At 56.4% G+C, this 15,615-nt stretch carries 14 protein-coding genes and 1 pseudogene; 9 read left to right on the top strand and 6 right to left on the bottom strand.

All coding sequences use genetic code 11. The annotated features are described in order from the left end of the window. Positions 1-3: 3 nt before the first annotated feature. From pstA to C484_RS09610, 3 genes are read right to left on the bottom strand one after another with little or no spacing between them, the layout of a single operon-like run. A complete protein-coding gene (pstA, locus tag C484_RS09620; protein WP_006825742.1) occupies positions 4-1,572 on the bottom strand; it encodes a phosphate ABC transporter permease PstA in 1,569 nt (522 codons plus the stop codon). Continuing rightward, positions 1,572-2,705: a phosphate ABC transporter permease subunit PstC gene (gene pstC, locus C484_RS09615; RefSeq protein WP_049915261.1), complete on the bottom strand. Its 1,134-nt coding sequence runs from the start codon at positions 2,703-2,705 to the stop codon at positions 1,572-1,574. The genes pstA and pstC overlap by 1 nt, the downstream gene beginning before the upstream one ends. Before the next feature lie 55 nt (positions 2,706-2,760). Continuing rightward, on the bottom strand, positions 2,761-3,870 hold the full coding sequence (locus tag C484_RS09610; RefSeq protein ID WP_049915271.1) for a substrate-binding domain-containing protein: 1,110 nt from the start codon (positions 3,868-3,870) through the stop codon (positions 2,761-2,763). A gap of 284 nt (positions 3,871-4,154) precedes the next feature. Here C484_RS09610 and C484_RS09605 point away from each other — a divergent pair, with 284 nt between their 5' ends. Further along, positions 4,155-5,405, top strand: coding sequence for an RNA-guided endonuclease InsQ/TnpB family protein (locus tag C484_RS09605; RefSeq protein ID WP_049915259.1), 1,251 nt, complete (start codon positions 4,155-4,157; stop codon positions 5,403-5,405). Positions 5,406-5,701: 296 nt separating this feature from the next. Here C484_RS09605 and C484_RS09600 read toward each other — a convergent pair whose 3' ends face one another. Next, positions 5,702-6,349 carry a helix-turn-helix domain-containing protein gene (locus tag C484_RS09600; protein ID WP_006825738.1) on the bottom strand — a complete coding sequence of 216 codons (648 nt, stop codon included), beginning with the start codon at positions 6,347-6,349 and terminating at the stop codon, positions 5,702-5,704. A gap of 84 nt (positions 6,350-6,433) precedes the next feature. Here C484_RS09600 and C484_RS09595 point away from each other — a divergent pair, with 84 nt between their 5' ends. Further along, a complete protein-coding gene (locus C484_RS09595; protein WP_006825737.1) occupies positions 6,434-7,411 on the top strand; it encodes a hypothetical protein in 978 nt (325 codons plus the stop codon). Positions 7,412-7,519: 108 nt separating this feature from the next. Next, the gene (locus C484_RS09590; RefSeq protein WP_006825736.1) at positions 7,520-8,158 is read left to right on the top strand and encodes a TetR/AcrR family transcriptional regulator; all 639 of its coding nucleotides are present in this window, start codon (positions 7,520-7,522) and stop codon (positions 8,156-8,158) included. A gap of 212 nt (positions 8,159-8,370) precedes the next feature. Here the strand turns inward: C484_RS09590 and C484_RS23635 are convergent, their stop codons facing one another. Next, on the bottom strand, positions 8,371-8,541 hold the full coding sequence (locus C484_RS23635; RefSeq protein WP_006666894.1) for a hypothetical protein: 171 nt from the start codon (positions 8,539-8,541) through the stop codon (positions 8,371-8,373). Positions 8,542-8,867: 326 nt separating this feature from the next. On the opposite strand from C484_RS23635, the gene C484_RS09585 reads away from it, so the two are divergent. The 5 genes and pseudogenes from C484_RS09585 (at position 8,868) to C484_RS09570 (ending at position 13,884) form a co-directional block, all read left to right on the top strand. Next, positions 8,868-10,475 (top strand): outer membrane protein assembly factor BamB family protein, encoded by a 1,608-nt coding sequence (locus tag C484_RS09585; RefSeq protein ID WP_049915257.1) that lies wholly within the window; start codon positions 8,868-8,870, stop codon positions 10,473-10,475. A gap of 265 nt (positions 10,476-10,740) precedes the next feature. Next, positions 10,741-11,262 (top strand): annotated as a pseudogene (locus C484_RS09580) (ABC transporter ATP-binding protein); the annotation flags it as partial. A gap of 62 nt (positions 11,263-11,324) precedes the next feature. Continuing rightward, positions 11,325-12,110: an ABC transporter permease subunit gene (locus C484_RS09575; protein ID WP_239640963.1), complete on the top strand. Its 786-nt coding sequence runs from the start codon at positions 11,325-11,327 to the stop codon at positions 12,108-12,110. A 373-nt stretch (positions 12,111-12,483) separates the two neighbouring features. Continuing rightward, positions 12,484-12,663, top strand: a complete 180-nt coding sequence (locus tag C484_RS22940; protein ID WP_152422683.1) for a hypothetical protein — start codon at positions 12,484-12,486, stop codon at positions 12,661-12,663. Between the two features lie 411 nt (positions 12,664-13,074). Continuing rightward, a complete protein-coding gene (locus C484_RS09570; protein ID WP_006825732.1) occupies positions 13,075-13,884 on the top strand; it encodes an alpha/beta fold hydrolase in 810 nt (269 codons plus the stop codon). Here C484_RS09570 and C484_RS09565 read toward each other — a convergent pair. Continuing rightward, positions 13,881-14,534, bottom strand: a complete 654-nt coding sequence (locus C484_RS09565) for a helix-turn-helix domain-containing protein (protein WP_006825731.1) — start codon at positions 14,532-14,534, stop codon at positions 13,881-13,883. The two genes, C484_RS09570 and C484_RS09565, sit on opposite strands and share 4 nt — an antisense overlap. A 146-nt stretch (positions 14,535-14,680) precedes the next feature. Between C484_RS09565 and C484_RS09560 the strand changes: the two genes are divergently transcribed. Continuing rightward, complete coding sequence (locus tag C484_RS09560) at positions 14,681-15,124, top strand: ester cyclase (protein ID WP_006825730.1); 444 nt, start codon at positions 14,681-14,683, stop codon at positions 15,122-15,124. The last annotated feature ends 491 nt before the right edge of the window (positions 15,125-15,615 follow it).

Here is a 15,615-nt window from a genome sequence, read left to right as displayed (position 1 = left end):
GACTCATTGGTGGAGTTTCTTTCTGAAGTAGTATCGCGTTGCGATGCCGATCGCATAGAACACCAACACGACGAGCAACAGTGTCAGTGCCAGCCCCCACGCAAACTGTTGGGGGGCCTCGATGTTTCCGCTGAGCCCCGCCGTGATGAGTGCATACAACTGGTAGGGCAGCGCGCTGGTTGCCTCGAGTAGCGAGGGGTTGGTGACGAAGGGCGGCGAGGCGCTCACCTGGAAGCCGCCGAGGACGCTGGGGGCGGCTGATTTACCCGGTAAGACGCCCCCGCCGGTCGTCAGCAGGATGGGTGCCGTTTCCCCGGCGATGCGGCCGACCCCCAAGATGACGCCTGTCGTAATCCCCGGGACCGCCGCGGGCAGGACAACACTGCGGATTGTTTTCCACTTAGAGACGCCCAGCGCAGCGCTGGCGTCGCGGTACTCGTCGGGGACTGCCAGAATCGCCTCGCGGCTCGTGATCAGCACTAGCGGTAGCAGCATGAACCCGAGCGTCAGCATGCCAGCGATCAGCGACTTGTTGTTGCCAAAGCGTGGAATGAGGAAGGCAGCGCCGAAGAGCCCGAAGACGATGCTGGGCGTGCTCCAGAGACCGTTTGTTGCGACTTCGACGACCTGTGTGAACCGGCCCTGTTCGGCGTACTCGCTGAGGAATACCGCTGCGCCAACACCGGTCGGGACCGCGAAAAGGACGGCGCCGATGACCAACCAGACCGTGCCGACCAGTGCGGGAAACACACCTGCAACGTCGGCCAGCAACGACGCACCGTTAGTCAGGAACGGCCAGCTGATCACTTGTTCGCCACCGATAGAGAAACCATGGAACAAGCCAGGTAACCCTTTGACCACGACGAATGCAACGAGCCCAACCAGAACTGAGAGGATCGAAAGAACAATCAGATATATCAGAACGTACGCACCGACGTTGCGCCCGCGGGCACCAAATCCTCCGTAGGCTTTGGCGGCCGCCCAGCCGGTTAGAAGCGATGCAAACATCACGACGACTGGGACAGCGGTGTCACCAAACAGTGTCGCGTTGTAGCTGACGAGCACCCACTCCCAACCGGGGCCGATGACGCCGGTTGCGAGCGCCACTCCGCCGAGGACGGCCACGCTCCCGGCTGGCAGTGTCGATCCAATATCTTCGCGGGGGAACGCAGTTACAGCAAATGCGACCGCCCCTGCGACCAGTCCGACGGCCATCCAACTGACCGTTCCGAGACCGATCGCGCCAGCGACGAGCGCACCGATCGCGAACCAGACGCACGTGAACGCGACCGCGGCGACGATGCCTGCACTGGGTTGAGGACGGGTATCAACGTAGCCCAGCCGTGAGGCGAGACCGAAGCCGATGACTCCCACCCCGAGCGAGAGCAGCGCGATTCCCATCGCTGTCGATAACTGGACGCCTGCGGCGGGGGGGGTAATTTTGAGGACATCGACAAGCGTACCCAATCCGACAGCAAACACCACTCCGGAAAGGCCGATTGCGGTGGCGGCAGCACCCTCATAGCTGCTGCGCCCTTCCCGAACGAGTGCGGTTTCGGTCGCACGGCTCATCACTCAGCCCCCCCAAGGCGTCGACGCATGCGCGCCTCGATGTACTGCGAAGCGATACTGAGGCACAATACGGTCACGAACAGGACGATGCCTGCAGCGAAGAGAGCACTTTCGTGGACGCCAGTGGAAGAGCCGTAGCCTCGAGCGATCAGCGACGTAAGCGTCTCGTAGCCGTAGAAGACGTTGGTCACCGGGTCAGGAATTGCCTGGGTTCCTGCGAGCATTACAGTCGCGGCCATCGTCTCGCCGATGGCTCGACCGACACCGAGCAGGACGGCTGCCGAGACGCCCGAAAACGCTGCCGGGAGCGTGATTGATGTCATCGACTGCCAGTCCGTCGCGCCGAGAGCGAGCGCCCCATCCTTCATCGAGTCGGGGACGCTTGTCAGTGCGTCTTCGGCGACGGAGACGACCGTCGGTAGCGCCATCAACCCGACAACTAACCCGACGAACAGGTACGTCGACCCGCCGTTGAGTGCGAACTCCGTGCTCGTCCACGGGTTGATTACCGTAAAGCCGATGAAACCGTAGACGATCGAGGGAATGCCCGCGAGTATCTCGATGCCGGGTTTGACGAGTTCTCGAACGGTTGGCGGCGCGATTTCGGCGATGAACAGCGCCGCTGCGACTCCTAATGGGGCCGCCACGAGGGTCGCAATAGCCGTCACCATTACGGTTCCGTGGATCATCGGCAGCAGCGAGTAGCGAACGGGATCAGTGACCGCGTCCCATCGCGTTTGGATGAACATCCCCAGTCCAGGCACAGAGACGCCGAAGACGGTCGCACTCTCGTACTGGAACGCCGGAATTGCCTCGTAGAAGATGAAAACGACAATCAGTCCCAATGTGACGATAGTCACGGTCGTCATGGCGAACGTGACAGTCCGTGCGATGAGAGCCTGATGCCGGATCCAACCGTAGCCGGTCGAAACGAGAAACGTGGCGAAGGGAATGGCTGTCCACGATGACGCCAACAGAAACCCCCCGAATGCGGTCAGAAGCGACCCGATCGACAGGATGACTATCGCGAGCGCAACCGGCTCCGTCTCGGTGACGAACTCTCGAGTCCGCTGAAGCCGCTGCTCAACATGTTTCCTCCAATCCTGAATCCCCAAACCAGTGTGTGAACTCATAGTATCATAGTATTTGTGTATCTTGCCGTAAATCGTGCCAAAACGGTCGGTTAGCCTACTCCTGATCGGGGAGCTTCTCCTTCTCAGCTTCCAGATCGGAGGTCGGAAGTGTGATGTAATTTTCATTCTCGACGAACTCCTGCTGGCCGAATTCGGTCAGGAACATGTTGAGGAACGCGGCTTCGCGCATGTCCGTTCCGTCGGGAGTGTCGTCGGTGATCCGAGTGTACATGTGCAGGTCGCGGTTCAGCGGATACTCGGCGTCGAAGATGGTGTTCTCTGCGTCGGGATCGGGCTCGAAGACAGTCCCGTTAAAATCGATGGCAATTGCCTGAATGCCCGACCCTGAGAACGCCAGTGCCATGTAGCCGATCGCGTTGTCGTTGTCCTGAAGGACCTGCTGCACCTGCTGGTTCTGTCCGCGGCGAGTATCAACATCCATCTCCGCATCGGCATCGCCGAGCATGTTCATTCGGAAGGTGGTGTCAGTCCCCGACCCTTCGGCGCGACCGACCACATAGATTTCCTGATCGGGACCGCCGACCTCGCTCCAGTTGGAGATTTCACCCTGGTAGATTCCACGGATCTCTTCGCCAGTGAGCTGCTCGACGCCGCTATCGTACACTTCCTGGCTGACGAAAACGGGCTGACCGTCGCGGCCGACGACGTGATCGACGTAGTTCTCGTCGCGCTCCTCCTCGCTGATATCGAGCTCCTCGGTGATCGGTCCCGAGGAGTTACCGATGTCGACGAGGCCGTCGCGGACGGCCTCACAGCCAGTTCCAGAGTGGCTCAATGCGACCTGCGTACTGAATGGCGGGTTCGACCGTTCGCCGGTCTCCTCAAAGCCGTACAGACCCGCGAAGTAGTCTGCAATGTTCTTATCGGTCTCGATCTGATCCCATCCGGGGACCGACGACTCGTCATTCGCCCCCCAGTACTCGCCGTCGTCCGGCGGCGAGTTGGAGTTCCAGTAGGAACTACCGGTGTTTGATATGGGATACACCGTCGAGGATCCCTCGGCGGTCAGGGTGTCCGAAGACTCAGAGTCGGAGTCCCCGCTACCGAGACATCCAGCCACTCCAGCTGCTCCCACGCTAGCAGATGCAAGCAGGTATTTTCGTCGTGATACCCAGTCAGCCTGGCGCTCCGCATCCCGTGACATCATCTGATCCGAAGCAGGAGTATAGTAAACCGGTTTATAATAGTAGTATATCTTGATACCTACGTCTCCGTGACAATAGTTGGTAATACTATCTCTGGATAGAGATATGTTCGAATATATATTGACATAGAGAAGAAGATACTGCTATCTTCCTGCGAGGAGAGAATTGCGCCGTAAACGGCAGAAGTGAATCCGACAACCCTGACGCCAACCACCGACGATGGCAGGCCGGATATTCAACGCCAATCCACAGTATTTAATAGGGTTATCTATATAGGCTATGTTTGGCGATTAAGGTCACACGAACCTACATTGGTTCTATTCAGAACCATCAACAGGTGTGTGACGGCCTCGATTCGCTCGGAGACTCCGCCTCGGAAATCTGGAACGTCGCACGCTGGACAGCAGACCGAATCTGGGACGAAACCGGCGAAATCCCGGACGAAGGACCGCTGAAAGCATACATGAAGAACCGCAAGTGCTGGAAAGACTTGAACGCACAATCCAGTCAGAAAGTCATTGAAGAACTTTCTGACGCTTTCCAGTCATGGTTCGACCTGCGACAGAAAGACCCAGAGGCGAATCCGCCCGGCTATCGCAAACACGGCGATACACGTCCCAAAAGTACAGTCACGTTCAAAGCAGACGGGTTCAAACACGACCCAGAGAACAACCGCGTCCGCCTCTCGAAAGGCTCGAACCTCAAAGAGAACTGGGCGGACTTTCTCCTTTGCGAGTACCAGACCCGTCCGGACGTTGACCTTTCAGAGGTCAACAGGGTGCAGAACGTTCGAGCTGTCTGGAACGGCGACGAGTGGGAACTGCACTTCGTCTGTAAAGTCGAACTCGAAACCACCGACTCAGCAGGCGACGGAGTAGCAGGCATTGACCTCGGCATCACGAACATCGCCACGGTCGCGTTCCCCGACGAATACGTCCTGTACCCCGGCAACTCACTCAAACAGGATAAACACTACTTCACGCGAGCTGAGTACGATACTGAGGGTGAGAACGGCCCCTCGGAGAAGTCGATGTGGGCGCGTCGGAAACGCGCAGACCGTGAAACACACTTTTACCACGTTCTCACGGACACCATTATCACCGAGTGTATCGAACGTGGTGTTGGAATACTCGCGGTGAGTTGGCCTGAAGATGTGCGTGATTCAGACTGGGGGAAAACTGGCAACAAGAAGTTGCATTCGTGGGCGTTCGACCGCATTTCCCAGTACCTCGAATACAAAGGCGAGATCCGTGGCGTCGAGGTGCTGAAGGAGAACGAGTGGGACACCAGTAAGACCTGCTCACGGTGTGGTGACGACACGAAGTCGAACCGCAAGCACCGTGGCTTGTACGTCTGCTCGTCGTGCGGGTTGGTCGGAAACGCGGATTGTAACGGGGCGGAGAACATGCGCCAGAAGATAACTCCGAGTCCTCACGGCGAGGATAGGAGTAACGACTGTGTGGCACAGCCATCGGTACACCTGTTCGACCGCGAGAGCGGGACGTTCAACACGAGAGAACAGGTCGTATCGTAGACCGGCAAATATCCCAACTGCGGTACGGGAAGCCTCGTCGTTTACGGCGAGGAGGATGTCACAAAGAGAAGCGTGTCGTCCCACGGGAAACTTCTCGGGCACATATTCCGTACCGATTATTGTATCCCTCGGTGGAACACCGCCCATCCGATACGTTTCGTCTGCTCACAGATCCGCGCGGATCGTGGTTTATAGTAGCCACTGAACGTCAGTGCCCACCCACTCGCACGACAGCTGTGCGATTGGTGTGTAAACAGTTTCAGTTGGTACTAGAGCTTCAGGACGAGTTCAGCGACTCACAGGTCTGTTTCGAGTAGTCGACTGATCGTATGTGCCTCTCCTCGGCGAAGGAGTTCCGAGGCGGTCGAGACGGCACAGTCGAGTTCAGCGGCGACAGTCTCGATTCCGTTTCGTCGGGGCACGTCGAAGTACCCAACATCCCACGCGACTCGGAGGGCGTCCTGTTGGCGCTCGGATATCGAGGTCTCAAACGTCATGACGCCATCACCGATTTTTAGGATCTCGATCGAAATTCCCTCGGAGATCGAATCCGAAACGGCTCTGAGATCGTCAGGATGACCAACGATGGTCATTCGCATTGTCTGATCGGAGCGAAACTCGATCGGAGGGACGATCACGACCGTGTCCTGTGCGAGCGAATCCATCATCGACAGTCCCTGCGGACCGAGCTCCTGCCGGAGGTAGACGAAGAACCCGTCCTCGTCGGGCGTGAGATCGTACTCGAGAACCGATTCCTGCTCGGCCAGTATGGACTCGTAGGCGTCCGGGCTCCCGTAGACGAACGAACTGATGGTTTCAACGCCGTCAACAGACTGGCCACCCAGAATGATCTCCCGGTCCAGAGCAGGTGACTCACAGAGTTCCCTGTGGAGGGGGATAAGCGCCTCGTCGCTGTACCGGAGCTCGACAGACATCGATTTCATTAGCTACGCCATTGGAGCGAGACTACTTGAATCACCGATACGCTTCGGGAATGGAGCCAACCCAACTGTCGATCAAGTCATACTATGCGAATTCGATCGCGCCGAGGGTTGATTCTCGGCGGACTCGTGTTCGGTACCGCCGCCTGGTTGCACCGGTCTCTGCGTCGTTCCGACATTTCCTCGACGGACGAGTTCATCGACGAGCGGCACATGTGGGCGTTCCTCGTTCGTCGCCGTATCGATCCACAACACGTCGACGCGATCAGAGAGGCTGTCTCAAAAGCGATGTTCGAGGACGAACCAAGCGCGCTTCTCAGCCTCGACGGCGCAACGACAGCGTCGCTCTTCCTCAACCGAGATCCGACCACTCCTGAACTCGTCTGGTACGTCGAACTGCCTCGGTCTGCGATCGCTGACTGGGATGATCCCGAGGTGACTGTCTCAGAGGCGTTCCCCCTCACCCACGACGCGCTGGCCGACACTGACGATACGGTTGAGCGTAAACTACTCGTCCACGCGGTGAATCCGCTTCGGCCCCGGACGAATGTCTCCGACGGAGTGGTGTCCCAGCATATCACGGGTGCTGGGGGTGAGCGAACGGTGGATATAGCGTTAGTGAGCGTGTGGTTCACCGCCGGCCTCCCCGAACGTCTCGCAGACTGGTTCACAGACCTCACACATCGATTTAAAACAGGCGAATTGAATCTCGGCCCAATTGAGACGTGGAGTGTTGAGATGATCGACATGGAGAACATGTATACGGAAACACTGTTCCTCGAACGCAGCGCGACCGGGTACGAACTACTGAGTTACATGGAGGCCGACGAGATACAACGGGTCTACGACGCTTACTACGACACGTGGAATCCGGTCGCTCGTGTGTCGGAGATCGCTCTCAACTGGGCGCTCAGAGATCCGAGCCCGATCCTTGACTATCCGCTCAAAACCGACTTCGAACTACTCGCTCATGCCATCACACCGAATCGACCACGACGAGTGCCAGAGCTCCCTGGTCATCACGAGGGCACTGGTGAACCACGAGACGGCGACAACTTGGGATGAGAAACCACGTCGACCGGATATCTCTCCGGAGAGTGCACTAAAACTCGCCTTCCGGTAGCACAGAATGATTCAAGAAGATTCGTCACCTACCCTTCCTATCCCCAGATAATGGCGTCCAAAAATTCTTCTGAAATTCCTGAGGACACGTACGTAGAACTCATCGAAGCGACGATTTCAGCAGTATACGAGACCGGGTATGCCGACCTCGGTGTGCGAGACATTGACGCTAAATTCAGCAAGAGCCGCCAACTCATCCACCATTATTTCGACGGGAAAGACGAACTGATCACCGAATTGCTGGTGTACCTTCTTAGCGATGAACACGAGGAGATCGCGAGTTCGATGGACGCCGATCCATTGACGAAGCTCAACGCTGAACTCGACAATATTTTGCTGAGTACGTACATGGACGACGACGAGTTCTGGAAGGTCTTCACGGTCGTCTACGAGATTCAGGCCCAGGCCCACCACAACGCAGAGCACCAGCGGCTTCTCAACGAACTCACCGATGAGTACGTCGCCCACCTGAGCGAAATTCTTCAAGACGGAATCGATGAGGGAATCTTCGATGACGTAAACCCACAACAGATAGCGATGCTGATTAACGATCTCATCGCTGGTGCTCACATTCGAAAGATCCACCTCGGGCAAGACGAGGCACCTGGCAATGCGCGCGAGACGATCGACCAACTCATCGTTTCTCGCTTGTTGGTCAATTCGTCGACAGACACCATGTCGGGAATATGATCCGCTGTCCACGTGGGTTTGCTACTCGTTTGACGGTATAACTCACGGCAACAACCGAGTAGCTATTGTGATCGTACTGGTTCCGGCTAGCCGACATCGTGGGTGTCATAGACGTCTTCCTGCAGTGTTGATCTCACTCTCTTTTATGGTGTACCGGCCGCTGAGTAGGCCTGCGAGTACAACGACTGTTCAAGTTCGCGCGTGATAGTTCACTACGTTAGGCCCCACACCACACCGAGAAAGATACCGAGAACCATACCAAATGGAATCCCTATCGTGATATCACCCAGTGCGAGTCCAAGAGCGGCTCCTAGTAGCGGTCCGAACGCAATCCCCAGAGCCATCTTATTCGAATCTATTTGGTCGTCTTCTTCGTCAAACACGTGCTGTCTTTGGACTTTCGGTGAGATAAACCCAGAGATCTAGTGGCATGTGAGTTCCCTAGCAGTACCGCAGTCTCTCAAGATAATCCGCGGCGAGAAGCGGTCATGCGTTACCCGCGTGTGGGAATCAGATGGTGGAGATCGTACTGAAAACCGGTGTGAGAGTTCAAATCGAAGGAACGCTCGGGACGCTTGGACAGCTAACAAGTCGCATTAACTATCAGACAGATCTCTAATTGCGACTGTTTCAAACGGTTGCATAGCAAAGAAGTCACGTTAATCACTCGATAGTGTTATGACTGGTATTTGTGCGTACTCGTGTAGTTATGTGGAAAAGACGTTCTGTGCTAGCGACTGGAGCAGCGCTGTCGGTCGGGACCGGACTCGCTTCGGTGGGGGCTGGAGCCTCTGAGGCTGACGTCGACGAACTTCCGGATCCGGATCGCGAGACGGGACCGAACGAGGACTGGCCGTCACACCGAGGCGACCCCGGTCACGCCAGATACATCGCGGACGGCCACGAGTTCAGCGGCGGTGAACTCGAGGCCGCGTGGTCCGTCGAGGGCGCGGGCGCGGGGTCCGTCGCCGTCGCCGACGAGACGGTCTACACGCCGACCGACGATGGCGTCGTCGCCCTCGATGTGACGGACGGCACCGTCCGTTGGGAGAATACGGATATCGACGCGGGAACGCCGTCGGTCGCCGGTGAGAGCGTCTATCTCAGCGGGAACGAGGTCGTCGCGCTCGACCGGTCTGATGGGAGCGTTCGCTGGGAAACCGAGTTCGATCCCGAGGAGGAGATCGTCTGGCAGACGGTCGCCTACGGCGGCGTGTACGCCGTCGCCGACGGCACCCTGTACGCACTCGAAGCCGACGACGGCTCGGTTCGGTGGAAGAAGGAGTCGATCACCGCTGCGCCGTTCGGTAACGAGGAGGACGAGTATGAGTTCGTGACGCCGCCCGCCGCGGCAAACGGCGTGATATACAGCGTCACGGGTGCCGGTCCGATCGCTCTCGAGCCCGAGACAGGTACCGAAGTCTGGCAGGAGGGAACCTCCATTGGCCCCCATGTCAATACCATCTACGCAACGTCGGCAGCGGTCGCTTACGACGCCAGTGCCGAGGTGGGGTGGCCGTTGTACGATGCCCAAACTGGAGAGTTTATAGCCATAGGCGACGGGATGAGCGAAATAGCGTTCGGCGAGGAGATCCATGTCGGCAGCGCCACAAACCAGGGGTACTCCGGCGGTTCGATCCGCGGCGACGAATACAGTTGGGATCTCGACGTTACGTACACCTACGGGCAACCCGTCATCAGCGGAGAAACTGTGTACGCGTATCTCACTCAGGACACGCCCGATTCCGGGGAGCAGAACTACGATGAGGACCTCGTCGCCCTGAACAAGTACGACGGGTCCGAGAAGTGGGCGCTCTCGAAGGATGATACGCCGGTCGGATCGATCCGTGCGATCAGCGGCGAGACAATCTACGTCGACCACGATGGCGAGCTCGTGGCGCTTCGCGAAGAAACCGACACGAGCGATCAGCCCGACGACAGTGACGGGAACGACGACACGGACGACGGAAACGACGAGGAAGAAGGGTCCGACGAGGAAGACGATCAGCAGGACGGCAAGGACGACAATGACGACGGAGGATCCGGTAGCGACGACGGCGGATCTGATAGTGACGATGGAGGATCCGGTAGCGATGACGGAGAGTCTGTCGATGACGATGGTGGCGACGCCGGGAACGGAAACGCCGGAAATGGGGACGCTGAAAACGAGACGGACACCGAGACCAACAGTGACACCGACAACGTGCCCGGCTTCACGGCCGGTACCGGACTTTTCGGTGGGGCGCTCGGCCTTGAGTGGCTGCGCCGGAAGGCCGGCGTCGACGAATCGACCAGCGTGAACGAACCGTCTGAGTAAGGGGTTCCCGGACAGGGCAAAGTAGGACGAGATCACTGGACAACGTACGGAATATTCGGCTTGCCGATTACGTTTTCACCGTGTCCGACGCACCCAGATATTCTGTATGTGTCCTTGGAACCTTCTCAGTAGATCACAATCCATTGCGTTACATTGGTTCCCTGTACTGACCGTTTGTCGGGTAGGCACAGAGAGGATATGGTAACTGTTCTATGACACCCGCCCACCGGTAAGACATTTACCGATCTGAAAATATAGGTGTGGTATGGATGCCATTACAACGAATTCGCTTAGTCGGCGGTTTGGCGATATGAACGCCGTTGAGTCACTGGATCTCACGGTCCAAAAAGGAGAGATCTATGGATTTCTCGGACCGAATGGGGCTGGAAAGTCGACGACAATCAATATGCTCCTCGGGTTTCCCCCACCGTCGTCGGGATCAGGAACAGTGCTCGGCTACGATCTCGAGCACGAATCGGTGGCCGTTCGCCAGTCAATTGGCGTCCTTCCAGAGGATTTCGGGGTATACGGTCGTCTGACCGCCCGAAAGCACGTTCGCTTTGCTATCGAGACGAAAGGCGCGAACGACGATCCGGATGACCTTCTAGCGCGTGTTGAACTCGCGGACGTAGCTGACCGGACCGCCGGCGGCTTTTCAACCGGGATGAAGCAACGTCTCGCGCTGGCGATGGCGCTGGCCGGAAATCCAGACCTCCTTATTCTGGACGAACTCTCGTCCGGTCTCGATCCGAACGGAGCCAGAGAGATGCGTGCGATCAGCCGTGAGGTTGGGTACACGTCGCCTGGAAGGACTTTGCGGACGCGCTTCGGTCGAAGTTACTCTGGGTTCTGTCGGCCCTCATGATTTTAGTCGTCGCAGGCATTTCTGCGATTCCTCAACTGTTGTATATTCCCGGCGAGGGGCCTACTCCGGGATTCGACGATGGGATGAGCTTCATGTTTACATGGATGACAATGATGGTCTCGATCATCGGATTGGTTGTCGGTTATCGAGCGATCGTTGGAGAGCGCGAATCCGGCAGTATTCGATTTCTTCTCGGGCTGCCGAACTCTCGACGCGACGTCGTCGTCAGTAAGGTGCTCGGACGTGCCACTGTCGTCGCGGTACCAACAGTGATCGGCTTTCTCGTAGGTGCGGTCGTAATCCTCGCCCTCTACGACGGCTTTGCCGTGACCGACTACATCGGCTTGCTGGTGTTCGCGCTCGTCATCGGACTAGTGTACGTCTCGGTTGCAGTCGCCGTCTCCGCTAGCGTCAACACACGAGCGAAAGCCGTCGGCGGCGTACTCGGAATCTATCTCATCTTTGATTTACTCTGGTGGACGGTTCCGATGGGAATTTACTGGCTCCTTGAGCGCGAGTTACCTGGTTCGACGGATCTGCCGGCGTGGTACGTCCTGGTCGAACGCCTCGGGATCTGGGAACCACTTGGCATACTCTCGGGGACGCTCGTCAACATCGCCGGCGTAGAAACCGTCTCTACGGCCGACCGACTCGCGGGCGATGTCCCGTTTTTCCTCGAGACGTGGTTCGCCTGGGTGATCGTTATCGCATGGATTGTAATCCCACTCGGTATTGGCTACTATCGGTTCAATCGAGCGGTGATGAGCTAACTTCTCGAAAACCGTTGGAAGCCACGCAAACTGAACGGAGAACGATCGAGAACTTGAGGGACTGACCACGTTGCTCGCCACCGCCTGTATCACGCAGTGCCCGTTATCGGGGTACTCTGGTATCCATCACGAGATGTGCAGCACCGTCGAGAAGGTGAGCTTCGAGACCACCAGCATACTGGACTCTACAACCGTGTGTACAGAAGCAGCAGTTCAACATTCTGGTCTGTTGACCCCTCCTCCAACTCTCCGCTGACCGTTACGTTTTCGGAAACGTCCGAGTGAACTGCGCTCGTTCAATCATTACGTCGAGAGTTTGCCAGAGCGGATTTGGTGCATAAAACTGTTGTACGTAGGTAGAGAAATCAACGATATGAGCACTACTACAACGAAGCGCCTTCCATCACGGGTAGCATGGGTGTTTGGAAGTATTTCCCTCGTACTTGGAGTTACCGCTGCTGAGTATATCGAGGCGGGTCCTGTCTGGGCGGTTGTTGGAACTGCTGTTTCGATGCTACTTCTGGCGCTTGCCTATGAATTTGTGTTCGCCTGAGAGACCGTCTATTTCTAAGAGTCGCAAGAGGATAAGCGAGGCAGTTGTCCACTCCATGAGGCAACGTCGGTTCTCGCTGAATCAGACGTTGAACGCTCTTACAGAGTCGCTTATAAGTGAGTCCATCGGCTCGCTGATAGCGACTCTGGCCTGCCGGTGTCTAGGAGAGCAGTGCTCTCGTGTGGTTCATCAGAACGCGGATCGTTCTGAGGACGGTTTCACCGTCGCGAGTCACTATTGGTGAAATCGCTGTCAAGATTAACGGTGAGTGGTCTTCCAAAAATTGAAGACTACAGTGAGTTGGACTCAGGTGTTTGTGAGAGACGCCAGCGAAGAGTTAACACGGGACTTTTAAACACAGCACCGAGTTTCTGTGCGAAATCATGCTGGTTCGGATCGAAGTCTGTATTGATGGCGACCCTTACAACCAACGATGGCGTCGAACTGTACTACGAAACACAGGGTGAGGGACCACCGCTCGTATTCGTCACTGCCTGGTCCAGCACGTTACAATTCTTCGAAAAGAACATCCCCGACCTCGCTGAAGACTACCAAGTAGTCGCATTCGATCATCGGGGCCACGGCGAATCGGAGAGACCCGGACACGGTTATCGCATCTCGCGACTTGCGATGGATCTCAAAGAATTATTAGATTACCTGGATCTCACTGATGTTACCGCAGTGGGATGGTCAATGGGAGCAGTCGTACTGTGGTCGCATCTGGAACTATTCGGCAGTGATCGCATTTCGAAACTGGTCTGTGTCGATCAATCCCCAAAAGAAAATCTCGTCCCACAAGACTGGGACCAACAGCGGTGCTTCGATGTCGAAGCGTTCACCACACTCGCAAAAGACATCGAATACGCCGAAGAAGACGTCTTCAGCCGGATGGCCGGTCGGTACGATTCAGTAACGCTCGGAGACTCAGGGTTTGTGGACGAGATGGTGGACTGCTCGAAGACGGCGAAAATCGAACTCATGAGGGATATTCTCAATCTTGATTGGCGGACATTCCTTTCCGAGATTGAAATCCCGACGCTGGTGTTCGTCGGCAGAGATAGCCGAGCAACGCCTCCGGAAGAGAGCGCGTACGTCGGCGATCAAATACCAAATGCTGAAACTGTGTTCTTCGACAACGCTGGCCATATGCTGTTCTGGGAGAATTCTGAGAAATTCAACGAGACAGTCCGAGAGTTCAGTAACGGAAGAGAAGATACCTAGTTGCTATTTGTCTCCGAGTGTGCTGCTTCTGCGCCGAAATTCTTGATAACCCGACTCTCAGCTCGGTGACGCAACCGACTTACCGCGGATTTGTGAATACCAAGAACGTCCCCCAACTCGGCGAGCGTACAGCGTCGCGGAGTCTCGTAGAACCCCCGTTCGATTGCCTCGGTAATGAATTCCCATTGACGATCCGTGAGTAGCTCACTTGCCGTATGAGATTGGACAAGCGACACGATCTCATACGGAATGCCAGCCGCTGCTAACTCATCAGTATACTTCGATAGCTGTTCGTGTGAGGCCGCTAGCTCGACGGAGAACCATCCGTCCCGAAGAATCGTCGGATAAATTGAGATGTTCTTCGACCTGCGGAGTGGATCATACGACTTCGTTGCTGAGGTCTGAAACTGGAGCAACACCATCCGCTCATCGGTATGGTAGACATCAACTGCGTCTACTTCGGGTGTGTTCTCGAACCGACGAACGAGTTCATCTCCCTTGGGCGTCAGTACTTCGAGAATAACGAACGCACCGTCGTCCCGTAGCTGGGTCGCCATCAGTCTGAACTCGGCATCGGGGAACTCGCTTGAAATCGTTGCCAGCCAACCGTCCACCGCTGTCCCGTCGAGTTTCACCTGAATTTTGGGCATCTCAGCGGAGAGTCGGCTCCCGAACTACATAAAGGCAGAAACTTGTTCCTGTGAAGGCACACGATCATCTCCCGCATAGTACCAGATGTGGTTGCAATGAATTCACAGACCGATACCTGTACTGACACCGACGAGGAACAGTATCAATGACGGACTCATCACCCACCGCTCAAGTAGAGGCGAATAAGCAACTTGTCCGCCGCATTCCCGAAGAGATCTTTGCGGAGGGCAACCTCGATCTGCTCGACGAACTGTACGCCGAAGACGCTGTCGAACGCAATGCGATGGGAACTCACCGGGGTCGACTGGCGATTCGAGAGTCCTATAGCAGTTTTCTCACCGCGTTCCCCGATGTCTCGCAGACCGTCGAGAATATCGTTGCGGAAGGAGATCTGGTCGCGGTGCGTATCACGAGTCGCGGGACACACACGGGTGAGCTTGGGGGGATCGAACCAACCGGAGCAGAGATCGAGGTTCAACAGATGTTTTTTGCCCGCATAGAGGATGGGGGGATCGCTGAACGATGGTTCTTGCCGGATAACCTCAGTCTTTTGCAACAGCTTGGTGTCATCGACTTTCCACCGACGTGATACCGAAGGCGCACCGCGTTACTGAGCAAGAGTCGAAGTGTGGCTCCAGTAGCACCGTCATTTGGCACACACTGTACGCACGATAACAGCAAAGTAGGCTTGCTCACAACCGACACTGGAGGAGAATACTACACAGGTGACGGCAAGGGCACAATGGAACCAATTCGAGGCTTCAGCACCTCTGGTAGACCGACTCGACCCCTTATATCAATCAAATAAATTAACTAGCTTAAAATTTGATGTCTTTCTCATCACCGAGAGGACGACAATGGCCGAAACCAGATGTGTCACGTATGAAACATCCGTGTCAAGCCCTCTAATGAGCGTATCGGAGGTTCCCAAGCGCTCGGAGAATAACACGAGAAAGTGTCCAAGGTTTTCTGTGCTCTTCGACTTATTTTCTCGGCTTCATTGAATCCGCAGAGGGCAGCGGGTTTCACTGTTTGATGGCTTGTTCGACGTTGTAAACGGCAGCAGTGAGAGCGATTTCA

The sequence above is a fragment of the Natrialba taiwanensis DSM 12281 genome (assembly GCF_000337595.1).
In the GTDB taxonomy this organism is placed as follows: Archaea; Halobacteriota; Halobacteria; order Halobacteriales; family Natrialbaceae; genus Natrialba; species Natrialba taiwanensis.
Note: the sequence above shows the minus strand (reverse complement) of the source record. Positions and strands in the feature narration are given on the sequence as shown.